This window comes from Allobosea sp. CS1GBMeth4 (assembly GCF_900185715.1).
In the GTDB taxonomy this organism is placed as follows: Bacteria; Pseudomonadota; Alphaproteobacteria; order Rhizobiales; family Beijerinckiaceae; genus Allobosea.
Genome location: NZ_FYAS01000025.1, coordinates 140,567 through 158,019, shown reverse-complemented (window position 1 = coordinate 158,019; position 17,453 = coordinate 140,567). Strand labels below are relative to the sequence as shown.

Here is a 17,453-nt window from a genome sequence, read left to right as displayed (position 1 = left end):
CCTGCGGCTGCCCCTCGGGGCGCGATCTCGGGAGGGGAGACGGGTCTCAGTGCCCTGGCAGGACGATGATCGTCGGCTTTGCCGGGAGCGTGGCCTTCGACAGCACGATCTCCGCCCGCTCGCGGCGCTCGACCGGCCAGAGGTCCTGCGAGCGCGCCAGGAAGCGGTTGAGCGTGCCGCCGCCGAAGAAGTGCATCGGGATCATCACCCTAGCCTGCAGCGCCTTCAGCACTTCGAGCATGCCGTCCTGGTCGAGCGTGTAGCTGCCGTCGACCGGGAAGAGCACGATGTCGACGCGGCCGAGCGCGCGCAGATGGCCGGGCTCGAGCGGGTGATGGAGATGGCCGAGATGGGCGATGCAGAGCTCGCCGATCTCGAAGACGAACATCGAGTTGCCGTCATAGTCGGTGTCGCCGCCATAGGAGCGGATATTGGTCGGGACATTGCGCACGCGCATGTCGCCGAGCGTCACGTCATGGCGGGCGGCGCCCCGGCCGGACGGATCCCAGCCGGGCAGCACCTGCTTGATCGCCGGATCGGGCGCGCGCGAGTTGTGCGTCGAATGCGCCTTGTTCATCGTCGCGATGTCGGGCGTCGCCGGCGGGCGGACATAGTCGTTGTAGTCGGTCGCCGCCTTCACGCCGCCCGGCGTCTCGATCAGGAAGGTGGCGTGGCCGATGAAGGTCAGCCGGACCTCGTCCTTGGCGAGGTTCACGCGCTGGATCGGCAGGCGATAACTCGCCATTTCCGGCCGACAGCCGGGCTCGTTCGCCTGGGCGAGGGCGGGCGACATGAACGCGGGCGTCAGCAGCAGCGCCAAGCCCGCAACGGCTCGGGATAGAATACCCATCGTTTCCGCTCCGGCCTCTTTCGGTTGTCGCAGGCTGAGGCAAAAGCCGCGCCCGAGGAAGGCTCGATCTGCAGGACTGGCGGAGTTGTGAGCGATGCTGCCTCGCAAGGTTGCGGCTCGCCACCCGGCTCGCTACATACGCGGCACATTTCCCGAAAGCCTCAGCGCCCCAGTCCGAAGCGGAGTCCGCACGCCCCATGTCTCGTCAGTTCATCTACCATATGCGCGGCCTGTCGAAGACCTATCCCGGCGGCAAGCAGGTTCTGAACAACATCCACCTCTCCTTCTACCCGGACGCCAAGATCGGCGTGCTCGGCGTCAACGGTGCCGGCAAGTCGACCCTGCTCAAGATCATGGCCGGCTACGACAAGGAGTGGACCGGCGAGGCCTGGGTCGCCGAGGGCGCGCGCGTCGGCTACCTGCCGCAGGAGCCCAAACTCGACGAGAGCCTGACGGTCCGCGAGAACGTCATGCTCGGCGTCGCCCCGCAGAAGGCGATCCTCGACCGCTACAACGAGCTCGCCATGAACTATTCGGACGAGACCGCGGACGAGATGACCAATCTCCAGGACGAGATCGAGGCCAAGGGCCTGTGGGATCTAGACTCCAAGGTCGACCAGGCGATGGACGCGCTGCGCTGCCCGCCGGACGACTGGGAGGTCGGCAAGCTCTCCGGCGGCGAGCGCCGCCGCGTCGCCATGTGCAAGCTGCTGCTGGAGCAGCCCGAGCTCCTGCTGCTCGACGAGCCGACCAACCATCTCGACGCCGAGACCACCGCCTGGCTGGAAGGGCATCTGCGCACCTATCCCGGCGCGATCCTGATCGTCACCCACGACCGCTACTTCCTCGACAACGTCACCGGCTGGATCCTCGAGCTCGATCGCGGCCAGGGCATCCCCTATGAGGGGAACTACTCGTCCTGGCTGGTGCAGAAGCAGAAGCGCCTGGAGCAGGAGGGCCGCGAGGACGTGGCCCGCCAGAAGACGCTCGCCCGCGAGCAGGAATGGGTCAACGCCTCGCCGAAGGCGCGCCAGGCCAAGAACAAGGCCCGCATCCAGCGCTATGACGAACTGGTGCAGAAGGCGTCCCAGAAGGGGCCGGACACCGCGCAGATCATCATCCCGATCGCCGAGCGGCTCGGCAACAACGTCGTCGATTTCGACGGGTTGTCCAAGGGCTTCCAGGACAAGCTCCTGATCGACGATCTCAGCTTCAAGCTGCCGCCGGGCGGCATCGTCGGCGTGATCGGCCCGAACGGCGCCGGCAAGACCACGCTGTTCCGGATGATCACCGGCCAGGACAAGCCCGATGCCGGCACGATCACCATCGGCGAGAGCGTGCAGCTCGGCTATGTCGACCAGAGCCGCGACTCGCTCGACGACAAGAAGACCGTCTGGGAGGAGATCTCGGGCGGCAACGACATCATCTACCTCGGCAAGAGGGAACTGAATTCAAGGGCTTACTGCTCGGCCTTCAACTTCAAGGGCGGCGACCAGCAGAAGAAGGTCGGCATGCTCTCGGGCGGCGAGCGCAACCGCGTCCACCTCGCCAAGATGCTGAAGAGCGGCGCCAATGTCCTGCTGCTCGACGAGCCGACCAACGACCTCGACGTCGATACGCTGCGGGCGCTGGAAGAGGCGCTGGAGGACTATGCCGGCTGCGCCGTGATCATCAGCCACGACCGCTGGTTCCTCGACCGCATCGCCACCCACATCCTCGCCTTCGAGGGCGACAGCCATGTCGAATGGTTCGAGGGCAATTTCGAGGATTATGAAGAGGATAAGAAGCGGCGCTTAGGGATCGATTCAACGATTCCGAAGCGGATCCAGTACAAGAAGTTCACGCGCTGAGAGCTCTCGTCGCTTCGCGCCGGATTTCGTGTTGGCTAGGTTAGCTAATCCCGCAATCCACTGCCGAGACGAAAGTGACCGTCGTCAATGTCCACGAGGCCAAGACCAATCTGTCGCGCCTGATCGAGCAGGCGCTGCGGGGCGAGGAGGTCGTGATCGCGCGCAACGGCGTGCCGGCGGTCAGGCTGGTCCAGGTCGAGGCTGCTGCCGAGCCGAAGCCGAAGCGCGAGCCGGGGCAGTTGGCCGGTCTGTTCGTCGAGATCGACCCGGACTGGTGGAAACCGGACGACGAGCTGGCTGATCTTTTCGAAGGCAGCGCGAAGCACGAGCTTCACGATCCGTCTCGGCGCAGCGGGTCAAGGTGAAGCTGCTGCTCGACAGCAACGCCTTGCTGTGGTGGACGGGGCTTCACCATGGCCGGCTGACCGATGCGGCCAGAAAGTCCATCGCCGAGGCCGATCAGCTCTTCGTCAGCGTCGCCACGATCTGGGAACTCGAAATCAAGCGCGGGATCGGTAAGCTGGACTTCGCTGGAGCGGGTCGAGGCGCTGGGGATGTCATGGCTCCCGATCGAACGCGATGACGCCATCGACGCGGGACGTCTGCCGTCGCTGCATCGCGATCCATTCGACCGGATGATCGTGGCGCAGGCGATGCGGCGCCAGCTCACTCTCGTGACATCCGACAGCTCGCTGGGGGCCTATGGCGTGGCGCTCCTGAGCGCTTGAGGGGCGTCCGCGGCGCAGCGCCTCACGCCTTCCCCTTCACCAGGATGTTTCCGTCGACGTCCTGGATGTCGCGCTTGCCGCAGAGGGCCATGGTGATGTCCATCTCCTTGCGGATGATGTCGAGGGCGAGCTTGACGCCGTCCTCGCCCATGGCGCCGAGCCCGTAGAGGAAGGCGCGGCCGATCAGGACACCGCGGGCGCCGAGCGCCACCGCCTTGAGCACGTCCTGGCCGGAGCGGACGCCGCCGTCCATCCAGACCTCCATGCGCCCGCCGACCTGCTCGACGATGCCGGGCAGGGCCGCGATCGCCGAGACGGCGCCGTCGAGCTGGCGCCCGCCATGGTTGGAGACGATCAGGGCATCGGCGCCGCTCCCCGCCGCGAGCTCGGCGTCCTCGGCGTCGAGGATGCCCTTGAGGATCAGCTTGCCGCCCCAGCGGTCCTTGATCCATTTGACGTCGTCCCAGCTCAGCGTCGGGTCGAACTGCTCGGCGGTCCAGGAGGAGAGCGAGGAGAGGTCGCCGACGCCCTTGGCGTGGCCGACGATGTTGCCGAAGGTGCGCCGCTTCGTGCCGAGCATGCCCATGCACCAGCGCGGCTTGAAGGCGAGGTTGATCAGGTTGGCGAGCGTCGGCTTGGGCGGGGCGGAGAGGCCGTTGCGGATGTCCTTGTGGCGCTGGCCGAGGATCTGCAGGTCAAGCGTCAGCATCAGCGCCGAGCAGCCGGCCGCCCTGGCGCGGTCGATCAGGCGGCCGATGAACTCGCGGTCGCGCATCACATAGAGCTGGAACCAGAACGGCGCGTCGCTGTTGGCGGCGACGTCCTCGATCGAGCAGATGCTCATGGTCGAGAGGGTGAAGGGCACGCCCGCCTTGGCCGCGGCCTTGGCGGCGAGGATCTCGCCGTCGGCGTGCTGCATGCCGGTGAGCCCGGTGGGGGCGAGCGCGACCGGCATCGAGACGCTCTGGCCGGCCATGGTCGTCGCCAGCGTCCGGTTGGTCATGTCGACGGCGACGCGCTGGCGCAGCTTGATCCTGGCGAAATCGCTCTCGTTCTCGCGATAGGTGGTCTCGGTCCAGGCGCCGGAATCGGCATAGTCGTAGAACATTCGGGGGACGCGGCGCTTCGCCAGAAGACGGAGATCTTCGATGGTCAAAGGCTGGGCCATGGTCGTGTCGTCCTGCGTTGCTCCGCCGTGCGAGGTCGCATGGAACGGAGCGTGAGGCAACCGGCCGCTCACGTCACGCCGAGATAGCGCCCCGGCCGGTGGTTGATCGCCAGGTTGAGGTTGAGCGCGACGGCACCCAGCAGCGACAGGGCGACCCGGTCGAGCGGCAGCACCAGAGCGGCGGCCGCCAGGATGACGATGTCGATGCCGAGCTGGAGCCAGCCGGCGCGCAGGCCGTGCCGCTCCTGCAGCCAGGCGGCGAGCACATTGACGCCGCCGAGCCCGGTGCGGTGGCGGAAGAGCACGAGCATGCCGATGCCCATCAGCGAGCCGCCGGCGATCGCGGCGTAGACCGGATCGACCGCCTCGATCCGGATGAGACGAGGCGTCGCCCAGCTCAGGCCGGAGACGAGGGCGACGGCGATGAAGGTCCGCAGCGTGTAGGCGCGCCCCATGCGCTGCAAGGCCAGCCAGTAGAAGGGCAGGTTGGCGAGAAAGAAGCCGACCGAGAAGGCTGGGCCTCCGGCGGCCTCGAGCAGCAGGGCGAGGCCGGCGACGCCGCCCGTCACCAGCGTCGCCTTGCCGTAGAGCGCGACTCCGAGGCTGACCAGCATGGCGCCGAGCAGCATCGCCAGGGCGTCCTCGTAGAGGCGGTGCCGGGCCGCCGTGGCCATGTCGGTCGTCCTGTGCACCATCCGCCGCCCCGCCTGCTTCAGCTCACGTTCATCGCCTGCCGGCAATGCAATGGTTGAGCCGTCCGCGCCGATCCTGTACCGGGCGCCCGACCTTCCGAGCAAGCACAAGGCTTCGACATGATTCGGCGGCTCGTCGCTGCACTCCTTTTCTGCGGTCTTGCCGGCGTCGCCCTGGCGCAGCAGCAGGTCGGCTGGAAGACCGGGCGCGAGGCGGCCGAGATCGAGCGCAAGATATCGGCGCTGCTGAAGCAGATGACGCTGGAGGAGAAGGTCGGCCAGCTCCACCTCTCCGGCCGCGGCGAGGGCTTCGACATCGAGCAGGTCAGGACCGGCCGCATGGGCGCGGTGATGAACTTCGTCGTGCCGCAGGAGATCCGCCAGGTGCAGGAGGCGGTGCGGCAGTCGCGCCTCAGGATCCCGCTGATCATCGGTCTCGACGCCGTCCATGGCTTCTCGACCTATTTTCCGCTGCCGCTCGGCCAGGCGTCGAGCTGGAACCCGGCGCTGATCGAGCAGGCGGCCTATTGGACCGGGCGCGAGGCGCGCGCCGCCGGCGTCAACTGGACCTTCGCGCCCATGGTCGACATCTCGCGCGACCCGCGCTGGGGCCGGGTGCTGGAGGGCGCGGGCGAGGATGCCCATCTCGCCAGCGTGATCGCGGCGGCGCGCACCCGCGGCTACCAGCGCGGCGGCGTCGCGGCGACGGTGAAGCATTTCGTCGGCTACGGCGCCGCCGAGGGCGGGCGCGACTACAACTCGACCTGGATCCCGACCAGCCAGCTGCACGATCTCTTCCTGCCGCCGTTCAAGGCCTCCTTCGATGTCGGCGCGATGACGGCGATGGCGGCGTTCAACGCCCTGAACGGCATGCCGGCCACGGCCCATCGCGGCATGCTGACCGATCTCCTGCGCGGGCAATGGGGCTTCCGCGGCTTCGTCACCTCGGATTTCGGCTCGATCACCGAGCTGCGCCTGCACGGCATCGCCAGGGACGACGCGGAAGCCGCCCGCAAGGCGCTGCTCGCCGGCATCGACATGGACATGATGGGCGACGTCTACCACAAGCACCTCGCGGGCGAGGTGAAGGCGGGCCGGGTACCGGCGAAGGCGCTCGACGAGGCGGTCCGGCGGGTGCTCAGGGTCAAATTCCATCTCGGCCTGTTCGAGCGGCCGGATGTCGACGTCGCCGCCGCGCCCTCGCTGATGCAGACCGAAGAGGCTCGCAAGGTCGCGCGCCAGGCGGCGCGCGAGGGCGTGATCCTGCTCAAGAACGAGCGCCAGGTGCTGCCGATCGCGGCCTCGGTCAAATCGGTCGCGGTGATCGGCGCCATGGCGGTGCCGGAGGACGAGCGGGTCTGGACCGATCCGGCCGGCCTCGGCCGCCGCGTCGTGCAGCCGCTGCCGGACGCGCTGCGCGAGCAGCTCCCGGCCGGGGTCGAGGTGACCTACCAGCCCGCCTTCAGCAGGAATTGCGGGACCGAGTTCAAGGACAAGGAGGCCGCGCTGAAGGCGGCGGCCGCCGCCGACCTCGTCGTGACCATGCTCGGCGAGGATTGCGAGTTCATGGGCGAGGGCGCCTCGCGCACCGATCTTCGCCTGCCCGGCGTGCAGCAGGAATTGCTCGAGGCGCTGGTCGCGACCGGCAAGCCGGTGGTGCTGGTGCTGGCGACGGCGCGGCCGCTGGTGCTCGGCTGGGCCGACAGGCATGTCGCGGCGATCGTGCAGACCTTCCATGGCGGCACCGAAGGGCGGGCCGCGATCGCCGAGGTGCTCGCCGGCAAGGTCAACCCGTCCGGGCGCACGCCGATGAGCTTCCCGCGCTCGGTCGGCCAGATCCCGGTCTATTACGACCAGCTGCCGACCGGCCGGCCGCAGAAGATCCGCCAGCGCTATGAATCGATCTACATGGACGAGGCCAACGAGGCGCTCTATCCGTTCGGCTTCGGCCTGTCCTACAGCCGCTTCGCCTATGCCGATCCCAGGGTGACGAACGCCAGGGTGCCGTTCGACGGGGCGACCGAGGTCGCGGTCGACGTGACGAACCAGGGCGAGCGCGATGGCCAGGAGGTGGTACAGCTTTATATCCGCCAGCCGGTGGCCGAGCGCTCGCGGCCGCTGCGCCTGCTCAAGGGCTTCGAAAAGGTCTTCCTCAAGGCCGGCGAGACGAAGACGGTCAGGTTCAGGCTGGAGGGCAGGGCGCTCGGCGGCCATGACGATACCGGGCGCTACCAACTCGATCCAGGCATTATCGAGGTCTATCTCGGCGGCTCGTCCCTGGCCGCGGCCAGGACGCAGTTCGAGCTGGTGAAGCGTTAGAGCCGGATCGGCCGGCCCGAAGCAGCCGGATCGCCGAATTCGTCTTGCGTTTAGTTGAAGGATCGCTTTTCCGGGCGGCCGCTGTTGCGTTTCCATCTGGAGGCGAAGCGCGGACGCAACGGCAACTGCCGCAGCTTCCATCTCGACAAGCTTGCGTTTTCGGTCAATCCTTGCTGCGCGGGGCCTTTTCGACATGTTGCCGAGGGGGCTCCGTTGCGACCACGGATGCTCCAAGGGATGCGGCGATGGCGACCGGAACCGTGAAATGGTTCAACACTGAGAAGGGCTACGGCTTCATTCAGCCTTCCGACGGCGGCAAGGATGTGTTCGTCCACATCACGGCCGTCAAGGAAGCGGGGATGATGTCCCTGACCGAAGGGCAGAAGCTCTCCTTCGAATTGAAGACCGAACGCGGCAAGACCGCGGCAGGGGACCTGAAGCTGCTCTGAACGCGGCTTGAGGCATGGTAGGCGTGACGAAGGCTGCGGGCCTGCGGTTGTGAGGGCTGTGCCCGGTGCCGGCCGGGCTCGCCGCCGGATCGACGACCGGCTCCGACCGGCGTGTCGAGTGCGCGCTCGCGACGATGCGCGTCGCAGGTCCCGATCGTGACATGGACCGAATGCTCGGCGGCCGGCGGTGCCGCGGTTGCGCACGCTCCCGAGCGGCTCATGCGCTCTCTCCGCAGCCCGGGCTCTCCGTCGCGCGGCTCGCCGCAACACCAGCAAGGTCCCGGATGATCCCGATCTATCGCGCGTAGCGCCGCGCCCCGGCGACGCAGAGGACGACGGCGACCGAGGTCGCGACCATCTGCCAGCCGACCGTCTCGCCGAGCAGCAGCGCCGCCAGCGCCAGCCCGAAGAAGGGCTGCAGCAATTGCAGCTGCCCGACGGCGGCGATGCCGCCCTGGACCAGTCCGCGATACCAGAAGACGAAGCCGATCAGCATGCTGAACAGCGAGACATAGGCGAGGCCGAGCCAGGCGCCGCCGCCGACCTGCCCGAACGAGGCCGGCAAGGTCAGCAGCGTGAGCGCGGCCATGATCGGCAGCGACAACACCAGCGCCCAGGAGATCACCTGCCAGCCGCCGAGACGGCGCGAGAGGCGCGCGCCCTCGGCATAGCCCAGCCCGCAGGCGGTGATGGCGGCGAGCATCAGGAGGTCGCCGAGCGGGGAGGCGGCGAAGCCCTGCGTCCAGGCGAAGCCGACGACGCAGAGGCTGCCGAGCCCGGCGAAGAGCCAGAAGGCCGGGCGTGGCCGCTCGCCCCCGCGCAGCACGCCGAAGATCGCGGTCGCGAGCGGCAGCAGTCCGACGAAGACGATCGAGTGGGCCGAGGTGACGTGCTTGAGCGCGAGCGCCGTCAAGAGCGGGAAGCCGACGACCACGCAGAGCGCGACCACGGCGAGCGGCAAGAGGTCGGCGGGCTCCGGCCGCTTCTGCCTGAGCGCGAGCAGGAGGGCGAGCCCGAGCAGGCCGGCGATGGCGGCGCGCGCGACGGTGAGGAAGACGGGATCGAAATCTGCGACGGCGACGCGGGTCGCCGGCAGCGAGCCGCTGAAGATCAGGACGCCGATGAAGCCGTTGAGCAAGCCGTTCGCGGTTCTGTCCATGGTGCCTCCTGAGTGTTTGCATGCGGTGAGGCTTGGTCGATTTCCAGAGACAGTCCGATACAGTTCGGGCAAAGTGTCCTGATGTTGGAAGCGGTACAGATTAACGATTCCGGCGAAGTCGCGGCGGGCGCCGACACGCTCGTCGGGCGCGTCATGGCGACGATCCGGCAGCGGATCGCCGGGAGGACGTTGGCGCCGGGCGCCAAGCTGCCCTCGATCCGCGGCCTCGCCGGGAGCATGGGCGTGTCGAAGTCGACGGTGGTCGAGGCCTATGAGCGGCTGGCGGCCGAGGGGGCGATCCAGGCGCGGCGCGGCTCCGGCTTCTATGTCCGGCGCCTGCCGCCGCTCTCGCTCGCCGATGTCGCGCCGAAGCTCGACCGCGCGGTCGACCCGCTCTGGATCTCCCGGCAGTCGCTCGATGCCGACGCGCAGAGCCTGCGGCCCGGCTGCGGCTGGCTGCCGCCGGACTGGATGCCGGAGGCCGCGATCCGCAAGGCGCTGCGTCGCCTCGGCCGGGCGGAGGCGGCGACGCTGGCGGAGTACGGGACGCCGCTCGGCCTGCCGGCGCTGCGCCAGCTCCTCGCCCATCGTCTCGCCGAGCGCTGCGTCGAGGCCGCGCCCGACCAGATCGTCCTGACCGAGTCGGGCACGCAGGCGATCGACCTGGTCTGCCGCTTCCTGCTCGAGCCCGGCGACACGGTGCTGGTCGACGATCCCTGCTATTTCAACTTCCAGGCGCTGCTGCGCGCCCATCGCGCCCGCATCGTCGGCGTGCCCTACACGCCGTCCGGGCCCGATCTCGGCCTGTTCGCCCAGGCGCTGGCCGAGCACCGGCCGCGGCTCTACGTCACCAATTGCGGCCTGCACAACCCGACCGGCGCGACGCTCTCGGCCGCGACCGCTCACCGCCTGCTCAAGCTCGCCGAGCAGGCCGGGCTGACCATCGTCGAGGACGACATCTTCGGCGATCTCGAGCCGGAGTTCGCGCCCCGGCTCGCCGGGCTCGACGGGCTGGAGCGGGTGATTCAGATCGGCAGCTTCTCGAAGACGTTGTCGGCCTCGGTGCGCTGTGGCTTCATCGCGGCGCGGCAGGACTGGGTGGAGGGGCTGGTCGACCTCAAGGTCGCGCTCTCCTTCGGCGGCGGGCGGCTCGCGGCCGAGCTGGTGCTCGACCTGCTGAAGGACGGCAGCTATCGCCGGCATGTCGAGGGGCTGCGCCAGCGCCTGGGACGGGCCATGGCGGAGACGGGCGGCCGGCTTGCCGCGCTTGGCATCGAGCCCTGGCTGACGCCGCGCGGCGGGCTGTTCCTGTGGTGCCGCCTCCCGGGGGATATCGACGCGGCCGAGATCGCCCGGCATGCGCTCGGGGAAGGGATCGTGCTGGCGCCGGGCAACGCGTTCAGCCTGTCGCGGACAGCGCGGCATTTCATGCGCTTCAACGTGGCGCAAGCCGCCGATCCCAGGATCTTCGGCGTGCTGCGCGAGGCGATGCGGGCGAGTGCGTCGAGCAAGCCTGCGTAGGAGGGGACGCCGAGCCATTCTTCAGCGTGGAGGGGCGTGCTCGCGTTTGTTTGATCCGTCGACGCTGACCGGAATATCGGACAAGCGGGCTTGCCATTCTGGTCAAGCTGACATAAAGATATCTTTATATCTTTCACAGATGTCGAGGCGCTCCCAGGTGACCCGCCGCTTCCATCATTCGCTGCCGACCCTGCTGGCCTCGCTGCGCGCGGCGGGCGAGGAGACGCGGCTGCGGATCCTGGCGCTGCTGGCCGAGGGCGAGCTCTCGGTCTCCGATCTCACCGACATTCTCGGCCAGTCGCAGCCGCGCATCTCGCGCCATCTCAAGCTGATGGCCGAGGCCGGGCTGCTGCGGCGCTCGCGGGAAGGGGCCTTCGCCTTCTTCCGGCTCGACGATGCGACCCCGGGCGGCGCGCTGGCCCTGGCGCTCGCGCGCGATCTCGACCCTGCCGACCCGGTGCTTGCGGCCGATCGCGAGCGCCTCGCGGCCGTGCGCGCGTCCCGGGCCGCGGCGGCGCAATCCTATTTCGCCAATGTCGCGCGCGAATGGGACCAGCTGCGCTCGCTGCATGTGCCGGATGCGGCCGTCGAGGCGGCGGTCGAGGCCGCGGTGGGCGACCAGCCGCTGCAGGCGTTGCTCGATCTCGGTACCGGCACCGGGCGCATGCTGGAGCGGCTGGCGCCGAAGGCGGCGCGCGCGGTCGGCGTCGACGCGAGCCACGCGATGCTGGCGGTGGCGCGCGCCAATCTCGAAAAGGCCGGGCTGTCGCGGGTCGAGCTCCGGCAGGGCGACATCTACGCGCTGCCCTTTGCGCGCGGCTCCTTCGATCTGGTGATCGTGCACCAGGTGCTGCACTTCCTCGACGATCCGGCCCGGGCGCTGCGCGAGGCCGCGGCGCTGCTCTCCCCGGGCGGGCGCCTGATCCTGGTCGATTTCGCGCCGCACGAAATGGAGTTCCTGCGCACCGAGCACGCCCATCGCCGGCTCGGTTTCGAGAAGGACGAGATCGTCGCCTGGTTCGGCGAGGCGGGCCTGGAATGCGACCTCGCCGAGGAGATCACCGCGCCCGACGGGGCTTCCGGTCAGCTCGGTGTCATGCTCTGGCGCGGGCGCGACCGGCGCCTCCAGGGCGATTTCCCGCTTCGCCAGTTCGATCGTGAGGTTGCCTGATGAGCGCGTTCCGTCCCAGCCGCCACGGCTCGCGCCGTCCGCGCGTCTCCTTCGAGTTCTTCCCGCCGAAGAGCGCGGAGATGGAGGCCAGCCTGTGGGAAAGCGTGCGCCGTCTCGAACCGCTGAAGCCGGCCTTCGTCTCGGTGACCTATGGCGCCGGCGGCTCGACACGCGAACGCACCCACAACACCGTCAAGCGCATGGTCGATGAGACCCATCTCCGGCCCGCGGCGCACCTGACCTGCGTCTCCGCCTCCTGCGCCGAGGTCGACGACGTCATCCGCTCCTACTGGGCGGCGGGGGTGCGCCATATCGTGGCGCTGCGCGGCGACCCGGCGGGCGGGCTCGGGACGATCTACGAACCGCATCCCGACGGCTATCAGCAGACCTGCGACCTCGTCGCCGGCATCCGCAGGATCGGCGATTTCGAGGTCACCGTCTCGGCCTATCCGGAGAAGCATCCGGAAGCGGCCTCGCTCGACGCCGACATCGAGGCGCTGAAGAAGAAGGTCGATGCCGGCGCGACGCGGGCGATCACCCAGTTCTTCTTCGATAACGACGTCTATTTCCGCTATCTGGACAAGGTCCGCTCGCACGGCATCGAGATCCCGATCCTGCCGGGAATCGTGCCGGTGCAGAACTTCAAGCAGACCGCCGGCTTCGCCCGCAAGACCGGGGCGAGCGTGCCGCAATGGCTGGCCGACCGCTTCGAGGGGCTGGAGGACGACCCGGCGACGCGCCGGCTGGTGGCAGCCGCCGTCTGCGCCGAGCAGGTGCTCGACCTCGTCGATCGCGGCGTCTCCGACCTGCATTTCTACACGATGAACAAGGCCGACCTGGTCTACGCGATCTGCCACCTCGTCGGCCTGAAGCCGGAGACGGCGCCGGCGCCGCAGGTGGCGGCGGCGTGACTTCGTCAATGCGAGCCGAGCGAAGCAATCCAGGAGTGGCAGAGCCCACGTTCCTCTGGATCGCGTCGTCGCTCCGCTCCTCGCAATGACGGGAAGGGCGCCACCAGCGCTGCAAAGAACCGAGACGAAAGCGTGACGATGTCAGAGTTCACACCAGTCCCCGTCGACGGCGCCGAAATCGAGCGCGTCCTGCGCCAGGCCGCCTCCGAACGCATCCTCGTGCTCGACGGCGCGATGGGGACGCAGATCCAGAACCTGAAGCTGAGCGAGGCCGATTTCCGCGGCGAGCGGTTCAAGGGCTGGAACCGCGATCTCAAGGGCAATAACGACCTGATCGCGCTGACGCTGCCGGAGGCGCTGCGCGACATCCATCTCGCCTATTACCGGGCCGGCGCCGACATCGTCGAGACCAACACTTTCTCGGCTACCGCGATCGCCCAGGCCGATTACGGCATGGAGGCGCTGGTCTACGAGCTCAACGTCGCCTGCGCCCGGATCGCGCGCGAGGCCGCCGAGATCGCGCGGAGCGAGGATGGCCGGCGCCGCTTCGTCGCCGGCGCGATCGGCCCGACCAACCGCACGCTGTCGATCTCGCCCGACGTCAACAATCCCGGTTTCCGCGCCGTCACCTTCGACCAGGTCCGCGAGTCCTATGCGGAGCAGGTGCGCGGGCTGATCGACGGCGGCTCGGAGCTGCTGCTGATCGAGACGATCTTCGACACGCTCAACGCCAAGGCCGCGATCGTCGCGATCCAGGAGGTCTTCCGCGAGAAGGGCGTGAGACTGCCGGTGATGATCTCCGGCACGATCACCGATCTCTCCGGCCGCACGCTCTCCGGCCAGACCGTGGAGGCCTTCTGGAACGCCGTGCGCCATGCCGATCCGCTGACGGTCGGCCTCAACTGCGCCCTCGGCGCGCGCGAGATGCGCGCCCATATCAAGGACATGTCGCGCGTCGCCGGAACCCTGGTCTGCGCCTACCCGAACGCCGGCCTGCCCAACGAGTTCGGCCTCTATGACGAGCGGCCGGAGGCGACCGCCAGGATGCTGGCCGAGTTCGCCGATGCCGGTTTCGTCAACGTCGTCGGCGGCTGCTGCGGCACCACGCCGGAGCATATCCGCGCGATCGCGGAAGCCATCGCCGGCAAGGCGCCGCGCATCGTGCCGGAGCCGAAGCCCTATCTCAGGCTCGCCGGGCTCGAGCCGTTCACGCTCGACGAGACCATTCCCTTCGTCAATGTCGGCGAGCGCACCAACGTCACCGGCTCGGCCAGGTTCAGGAAGCTGATCACCGCCGGCGACTATGCCGCGGCGCTCGACGTCGCGCGCGACCAGGTCGCCAATGGCGCGCAGGTCATCGACATCAACATGGACGAGGGCCTGCTCGATTCCGAGAAGGCGATGACCGAGTTCTGCAACCTGATCGCCTCGGAGCCGGACATCTCGCGCGTGCCGATCATGGTCGATTCCTCGAAATTCCATGTGATCGAGGCCGGCCTCAAGACGATCCAGGGCAAGCCGATCGTCAACTCGATCTCGATGAAGGAGGGCGAGGAAGCCTTCCTCGAACATGCCCGCATCTGCCGGCAATATGGCGCCGCGGTGGTGGTCATGGCCTTCGACGAGAAGGGCCAGGCCGACACCTATGAGCGCAAGATCGAGATCTGCACCCGCGCCTACAGGCTGCTGACCGAGGTCGCCGGCTTCCCGCCCGAGGACATCATCTTCGATCCCAACATCTTCGCGGTGGCGACCGGGATCGAGGAGCACGACAATTACGGCAACGATTTCATCAACGCGACGCGTACCATCCGCGAGACGCTGCCGCACGCGCATATCTCCGGCGGCGTCTCGAACCTGTCCTTCTCCTTCCGCGGCAACGAGAAGGTCCGCGAGGCGATGCATTCGGTCTTCCTTTTCCATGCGATCCGGGCCGGCATGGACATGGGCATCGTCAATGCCGGCCAGCTCGGCTCCTATGACGACCTCGATCCGGAGCTGCGCGAGCTCTGCGAGGACGTCGTCCTCAACCGCCGCAAGGATGCGACCGAGCGGCTGCTGGAGGCGGCGCCGCGCTTCAAGGGCGACGGCTCGGCCGCCACGTCCGGCAAGGATCTCGCCTGGCGCGACGCCCCGGTGCAGAAGCGGCTGGAGCATGCGCTGGTCAACGGCATCACCGAGTTCATCGAGGCCGACACCGAGGAGGCGCGGGCGCAGGCGGCGCGGCCGCTCGACGTGATCGAGGGCCCGCTGATGGCCGGGATGAACGTGGTCGGCGACCTGTTCGGCGCCGGCAAGATGTTCCTGCCGCAGGTGGTGAAGTCGGCCCGCGTGATGAAGCAGGCGGTCGCCTACCTGATGCCGTTCATGGAGGAGGAGAAGCGCCTCAATGGCGGCGCCGAGCGCTCGGCCGCCGGCAAGGTGCTGATGGCGACGGTGAAGGGCGACGTCCACGACATCGGCAAGAACATCGTCGGCGTCGTGCTCCAGTGCAATAATTACGAGGTGATCGACCTCGGCGTGATGGTGCCGACGCAGAAGATCCTCGATACGGCACGCAAGGAGAAGGTCGACATCATCGGCCTCTCCGGCCTGATCACGCCCTCGCTCGACGAGATGGTCACCGTCGCCTCCGAGATGGAGCGCGAGGGCTTCGACATCCCGTTGCTGATCGGCGGGGCGACGACCAGCCGGGTGCACACCGCGGTGAAGATCCACCCGGCCTACAACCAGGGCCAGGCGGTCTACGTCACCGACGCCTCGCGCGCCGTCGGCGTGGTCTCCAGCCTGCTCTCGCAGGATCTGAAGCCGGCCTATGTCGAGGGCATCCAGGCCGAGTACGAGAAGGTCGCCGCCGCCCATCGCCGCTCGGAGGCGGACAAGCAGCGCCTGCCGCTGGCGAAAGCCCGCGCCAATGCCTTCAAGCCGGATTTCGCGAGCTACCAGCCGCCGAAGCCGAGCTTCCTGGGCACCCGCATCTTCCGCAGCTACGACCTCTCCGAGCTCGTGCCGCTGATCGACTGGACGCCGTTCTTCCAGACCTGGGAGCTGAAGGGCCGGTACCCTGCGATCCTGGAGGACGAGAAGCAGGGCGAGGCGGCACGCCAGCTCTGGGAGGATGCGCAGGCGATGCTGAAACGCGTCGTCGAGGAGCGCTGGTTCAACCCGAAGGCGGTGATCGGCTTCTGGCCGGCCAATGCGGTCGGCGACGATATCCGCCTCTATACCGGCGAGAGCCGGCAGGAGACGCTCGCCACCTTCCACGGCCTGCGCCAGCAGCTCTCCAAGCGCGACGGCAAGCCGAATCTGTGCATCTCCGACTTCGTCGCGCCGGAAGGCGTCGCGCCCGACTATGTCGGCGCCTTCGTGGTGACCTCGGGGGCGGAGGAGGAGCGCATCTCCGAGCGCTTCGCCCGCGACAACGACGATTACCGCTCGATCATGGTCAAGGCGCTGGCCGACCGCATCGCCGAGGCCTTTGCCGAGCGCATGCATCAGCGCGTGCGCACCGAGTTCTGGGCCTATGCCCCGGACGAGGCGCTCGACAACGAGGCGCTGATCCGCGAGGCTTATCAGGGCATCCGCCCGGCGCCGGGCTATCCGGCCCAGCCCGACCATACCGAGAAGGCGACCTTGTTCGACCTGCTCCAGGCCGAGCGCCGCGTCGGCGTCAAGCTGACCGAGAGCTATGCGATGTGGCCGGGCTCCTCGGTCTCCGGCCTCTATCTCTCGCATCCTGACGCCTATTATTTCGGCGTCGCCAAGGTCGAGCGCGACCAGGCCGAGGACTATGCGCGGCGCAAGGGCATGGACGTGCGCGAGGTCGAGCGCTGGCTGGCGCCGATCCTGAACTACGAGCCGGGCGCCTACGCGCTCGAGGCTGCGGAGTAGGCGCGGACCTCTCGCCCGGCGCGCTCCGCGCCGGTGCCGGCAGAACCTTGCCGGCGCGCCAGGGCCGCTCTGCGGCAGCGCAATCGACGGGGGGCTTGCAGGCTCCGCTGCGGCGCAGCAAGTCTCTGCGACTCCTTCATCCAGCCAGAGAGCGCCTCATGACCAGGATCGTGATCGTCTTCCATTCCGGCTACGGCCACACCAAGCGCGCCGCCGAGCATGTCCGGAAGGGCGCCGCCGCGACCGGGGCGAGCGTCGACGTCCTCGAGATCGATGCCGAAGGCAACCTGCCGGAGGGCGGCTGGGAGGCGATCAAGGCCGCCGACGGCGTGATCTTCGGCTCGCCGACCTATATGGGAGGGCCGTCCTGGCAGTTCAAAAAATTCGCCGACGCCTCGAGCAAGCCCTGGTACACGATGGACTGGAAGGGCAAGGTCGCCGCCGGCTTCACCAATTCGGCGACGCTGAACGGCGACAAGTTCTCGACGATCTCCTACCTGATCACCCTGGCGATGCAGCACAAGATGCTGTGGACCGGCAGCGGCATGCACCCGTCCAACGCCAAGGCGCATGGCCGCGACGACCTCAACCATCTCGGCGGCTATAGCGGCCTGCTGGTGACCTCGCCCTCCGATGCCAGCGTCGACGAGATGATCCCCGGCGACCTCAGGACGGCGGAAGCCTTCGGCAAGAACGTCGCCGAGGTGGTGAAGTCGGTGAAGGGCTGAGGCCGGCGGGGCGCTG

15 protein-coding genes are annotated in these 17,453 nt (G+C 68.3%); 11 read left to right on the top strand and 4 right to left on the bottom strand.

From position 1 onward, the window contains the following. Positions 1 to 46: 46 nt before the first annotated feature. Positions 47 to 850: an MBL fold metallo-hydrolase gene (locus tag CS1GBM4_RS14460; RefSeq protein WP_186419431.1), complete on the bottom strand. Its 804-nt coding sequence runs from the start codon at positions 848 to 850 to the stop codon at positions 47 to 49. Positions 851 to 1,047: 197 nt separating this feature from the next. Between CS1GBM4_RS14460 and ettA the strand changes: the two genes are divergently transcribed. From ettA to CS1GBM4_RS24460, 4 genes are all read left to right on the top strand, one after another. After that, positions 1,048 to 2,700, top strand: coding sequence for an energy-dependent translational throttle protein EttA (ettA, locus tag CS1GBM4_RS14455; RefSeq protein ID WP_186419430.1), 1,653 nt, complete (start codon positions 1,048 to 1,050; stop codon positions 2,698 to 2,700). 74 nt (positions 2,701 to 2,774) lie between these two features. Then, positions 2,775 to 3,065 carry a type II toxin-antitoxin system prevent-host-death family antitoxin gene (locus CS1GBM4_RS14450; RefSeq protein ID WP_186419429.1) on the top strand — a complete coding sequence of 97 codons (291 nt, stop codon included), beginning with the start codon at positions 2,775 to 2,777 and terminating at the stop codon, positions 3,063 to 3,065. Next, the gene (locus tag CS1GBM4_RS24465) at positions 3,062 to 3,283 is read left to right on the top strand and encodes a hypothetical protein (protein WP_210201584.1); all 222 of its coding nucleotides are present in this window, start codon (positions 3,062 to 3,064) and stop codon (positions 3,281 to 3,283) included. Before CS1GBM4_RS14450 ends, CS1GBM4_RS24465 begins: the two co-directional genes overlap by 4 nt. Continuing rightward, positions 3,255 to 3,428, top strand: coding sequence for a PIN domain-containing protein (locus CS1GBM4_RS24460; protein ID WP_210201583.1), 174 nt, complete (start codon positions 3,255 to 3,257; stop codon positions 3,426 to 3,428). Before CS1GBM4_RS24465 ends, CS1GBM4_RS24460 begins: the two co-directional genes overlap by 29 nt. Before the next feature lie 22 nt (positions 3,429 to 3,450). Here the strand turns inward: CS1GBM4_RS24460 and CS1GBM4_RS14440 are convergent, their stop codons facing one another. Then, positions 3,451 to 4,596, bottom strand: coding sequence for an alpha-hydroxy acid oxidase (locus CS1GBM4_RS14440; protein ID WP_186419428.1), 1,146 nt, complete (start codon positions 4,594 to 4,596; stop codon positions 3,451 to 3,453). Positions 4,597 to 4,664: 68 nt separating this feature from the next. Further along, positions 4,665 to 5,270 carry a YitT family protein gene (locus CS1GBM4_RS14435; RefSeq protein ID WP_244607232.1) on the bottom strand — a complete coding sequence of 202 codons (606 nt, stop codon included), beginning with the start codon at positions 5,268 to 5,270 and terminating at the stop codon, positions 4,665 to 4,667. Positions 5,271 to 5,408: 138 nt separating this feature from the next. Here CS1GBM4_RS14435 and CS1GBM4_RS14430 point away from each other — a divergent pair, with 138 nt between their 5' ends. Both CS1GBM4_RS14430 and CS1GBM4_RS14425 read left to right on the top strand, forming a co-directional pair. After that, the gene (locus tag CS1GBM4_RS14430; RefSeq protein WP_186419426.1) at positions 5,409 to 7,607 is read left to right on the top strand and encodes a glycoside hydrolase family 3 N-terminal domain-containing protein; all 2,199 of its coding nucleotides are present in this window, start codon (positions 5,409 to 5,411) and stop codon (positions 7,605 to 7,607) included. A gap of 245 nt (positions 7,608 to 7,852) precedes the next feature. Continuing rightward, entirely contained in the window at positions 7,853 to 8,056 is a 204-nt protein-coding gene (locus CS1GBM4_RS14425; RefSeq protein ID WP_186419425.1) for a cold-shock protein, read from the top strand. A gap of 295 nt (positions 8,057 to 8,351) precedes the next feature. On the opposite strand, the gene CS1GBM4_RS14420 is transcribed toward CS1GBM4_RS14425, so the two are convergent. Further along, a complete protein-coding gene (locus CS1GBM4_RS14420; RefSeq protein WP_186419424.1) occupies positions 8,352 to 9,215 on the bottom strand; it encodes a DMT family transporter in 864 nt (287 codons plus the stop codon). 81 nt (positions 9,216 to 9,296) lie between these two features. Between CS1GBM4_RS14420 and CS1GBM4_RS14415 the strand changes: the two genes are divergently transcribed. The 5 genes from CS1GBM4_RS14415 to CS1GBM4_RS14395 all read left to right on the top strand — a co-directional run bounded on the left by CS1GBM4_RS14415 (position 9,297) and on the right by CS1GBM4_RS14395 (position 17,437). Next, positions 9,297 to 10,736 (top strand): PLP-dependent aminotransferase family protein, encoded by a 1,440-nt coding sequence (locus tag CS1GBM4_RS14415; RefSeq protein ID WP_186419423.1) that lies wholly within the window; start codon positions 9,297 to 9,299, stop codon positions 10,734 to 10,736. 157 nt (positions 10,737 to 10,893) lie between these two features. Next, the gene (locus tag CS1GBM4_RS14410) at positions 10,894 to 11,907 is read left to right on the top strand and encodes a metalloregulator ArsR/SmtB family transcription factor (protein WP_244607231.1); all 1,014 of its coding nucleotides are present in this window, start codon (positions 10,894 to 10,896) and stop codon (positions 11,905 to 11,907) included. Next, positions 11,907 to 12,818, top strand: a complete 912-nt coding sequence (metF, locus tag CS1GBM4_RS14405; protein ID WP_186419421.1) for a methylenetetrahydrofolate reductase [NAD(P)H] — start codon at positions 11,907 to 11,909, stop codon at positions 12,816 to 12,818. Before CS1GBM4_RS14410 ends, metF begins: the two co-directional genes overlap by 1 nt. A 138-nt stretch (positions 12,819 to 12,956) precedes the next feature. Further along, a complete protein-coding gene (gene metH, locus CS1GBM4_RS14400) occupies positions 12,957 to 16,709 on the top strand; it encodes a methionine synthase (protein ID WP_186419420.1) in 3,753 nt (1,250 codons plus the stop codon). Positions 16,710 to 16,867: 158 nt separating this feature from the next. Continuing rightward, on the top strand, positions 16,868 to 17,437 hold the full coding sequence (locus CS1GBM4_RS14395) for a flavodoxin family protein (RefSeq protein ID WP_186419419.1): 570 nt from the start codon (positions 16,868 to 16,870) through the stop codon (positions 17,435 to 17,437). Positions 17,438 to 17,453: the final 16 nt, after the last annotated feature.